Annotated in this window: 2 protein-coding genes and 1 pseudogene; 1 reads left to right on the forward strand and 2 read right to left on the reverse strand. The window is 67.4% G+C overall.

Features of this window, described 5'->3' with window-relative positions; genetic code table 11:
* Positions 1–197: 197 nt before the first annotated feature.
* A complete protein-coding gene (locus DIE06_RS37660; protein WP_124665728.1) occupies positions 198–365 on the reverse strand; it encodes a DUF1427 family protein in 168 nt (55 codons plus the stop codon).
* Positions 366–463: 98 nt separating this feature from the next.
* Between DIE06_RS37660 and DIE06_RS37665 the strand changes: the two genes are divergently transcribed.
* Positions 464–1,387, forward strand: a complete 924-nt coding sequence (locus tag DIE06_RS37665) for a LysR family transcriptional regulator (RefSeq protein WP_124665729.1) — start codon at positions 464–466, stop codon at positions 1,385–1,387.
* A 61-nt stretch (positions 1,388–1,448) separates the two neighbouring features.
* Here DIE06_RS37665 and DIE06_RS37670 read toward each other — a convergent pair.
* Positions 1,449–1,733 (reverse strand): annotated as a pseudogene (locus DIE06_RS37670) (hydrolase); the annotation flags it as partial.

The raw sequence follows: 1,733 nt of genomic DNA on the forward strand, positions 1-1,733 counted from the left end.
CCGAGGTCGACGACCTTCGTCGCGCGGCCCGCGAGCGGCATCACCTCCGCTTCGCTGCCGACCGCGACGAAGCGGCCGTCCTTGATCGCCACCGCGGTGGCGACGGGGTTCGCACGATCGAGCGTCGTGACGCGCCCGTTGTGCAGGATCAGATCCGGTTGAGTATCGGTTGCGCTCATGAAGTGTCCTTGATACGGTCAGAAGCCGAGCCAGTGACGGATCGGCCCGATGGCCTGCGCGCCGATCAGCATGCCGGCGAGGCCGATCAGCGCGATCAGTGGCGGCGCCGGCGAGCGCACCTTGATCACGCTGTACACGATGCCGATCAGCATGCCCGCTGCCAACGACAATAGATAAGATTCCATAACGTTTTTTCTCCAGGCCGGATTAGAATGCCCCGCATCGCGTCGGCCGCACGCTTCACCGCCGCCTTCGCTGCTCTTCACTGCCACCCTGCCCGACCATGCAAAACCTTCCTGATCTCGAAGCCTGGGCCATCTTCGCGCGCGTCGCGGAGACCGGTTCGTTCGCGAAAGCCGCGGAATTGCTCGGCATATCGCAACCGACCGTGTCGAAGGCCATCGCGCGCCTCGAAAAGCGCCTCGGCGCGATGCTGCTGTACCGCACGTCGCGCAAGCTGTCGCTCACGCCGACCGGCGAGCTGTTGCGCGACCGTGCGATCCGTCTGCTGGCCGATGCCGAGCTGATCGAGAGCGAGGCGTCCGCGCAGGCGCTCGAACCGCACGGCCTCGTGCGCGTCAACGCGCCGATGTCGTTCGGGCTGCGTCATCTGTCGCCGCTGCTGCCCGCGTTTCTCGAGCGCTATCCGCGTGTCGACATCGATCTCGTGCTGACCGATCACATCGTCGACATCGTGTCCGGTGGTTTCGACATCGCGATCCGCATCGCCGAGCTCAGCGATTCGTCGCTGCGCTCGCGCCGCCTGTGCGCGGTGCGTCGTCCGCTCGTCGCATCGCCCGCGTATCTCGACCGGCATGGCCGGCCCGCGCATCCGCGCGACATCGAACAGCACGTGTGCCTCACCTACACGAACCTGCCGACCCCCGAGTACTGGCGCTTTCGCCAACCGGTATCGGGCGAGGATGTCGGCGTATCGGTGCAAGGACGCATCCGCACCAACAACGCCGACGTGATCGTCCCCGCGCTCGTCGCCGGCCACGGCCTCGCGCTGCAGCCCGAGTTCCTGGTGTGGGACGAGCTGCAGCGCGGCGAGCTCGAGGAAGTGATGCACGACTGGAAGATCGCCGACATCAACGTCAACCTCGTCACGCCGCCCGGCATGCTGCGCGCCGCGCGCGTGACGGTGCTGCTCGATTTCCTCGCCGAACATTTCTCGCACGCGCCGTGGGCGCTGCCCGTGGTCTGAGCGCGCGACGGCCGGCGCGTGCATCGCGCATGCCGGCCGCGGCAATCCGGCCGACTGCCCGTTACTTCGCCGGAACGGCCGGAATCGACTCGTGCGGCGTCGCGGTACGTTGCGGGGCCTTGTGGACCATCGTGTACGCGTAGTCGACACCCATCCCGTACGCGCCCGAATGCTCCTTCGCGATCGCCATCACCGCGTCATACGTGTCGCGGCGCGCCCAGTCGCGCTGCCACTCGAGCATGACCTGCTGCCACGTGACGGGCACGACGCCCGCCTGCACCATGCGCTGCATCGCGAAGTCGTGCGCGGCCTGCGACGTGCCGCCCGATGCGTCGGCGACCATGTA

Source organism: Burkholderia sp. Bp8998 (genome assembly GCF_003854235.1).
Classification (GTDB): Bacteria; Pseudomonadota; Gammaproteobacteria; order Burkholderiales; family Burkholderiaceae; genus Burkholderia.

Coding starts and splice junctions, on each gene's coding strand:
- DIE06_RS37665 (WP_124665729.1), top strand. CDS start 464: ATGCAAAACCTTCCTGATCTCGAAGCCTGGGCCATCTTCGCGCGCGTC.
- DIE06_RS37660 (WP_124665728.1), bottom strand. CDS start 365: ATGGAATCTTATCTATTGTCGTTGGCAGCGGGCATGCTGATCGGCATC.